1 pseudogene is annotated in these 275 nt (G+C 45.1%); it reads right to left on the reverse strand.

The features are described from left to right. Positions 1 to 275 (reverse strand): annotated as a pseudogene (locus tag QMZ64_RS23115) (hypothetical protein); the annotation flags it as partial.

A 275-nucleotide genomic window follows, 5' to 3' on the forward strand; every position in this document is an offset into this window, starting at 1 on the left:
AGCTTTTTGCTGGTCCATCCGGTTCATAACTCGCTTTCTGGCCGGTTTCTTGTTGATACATCTCTAAAACGTTTTTTACTCTGTCTTCTCCGGTAAATGCGCTCGTTACAATACGCTGGTAGCTTTTTGCTGGTCCATCCGGTTCATAACTCGCTTTCTGGCCGGTTTCTTGTTGATACATCTCTAAAACGTTTTTTGCTCTGTCTTCTCCGGTAAATGCGCTCGTTACAATACGCTGGTAGCTTTTCGCTGTTCCCTCCGGTTTATAACTCGCT

The organism is Bacillus sp. LB7, assembly GCF_030449715.1.
Classification (GTDB): Bacteria; Bacillota; Bacilli; order Bacillales; family Bacillaceae; genus Bacillus; species Bacillus paralicheniformis.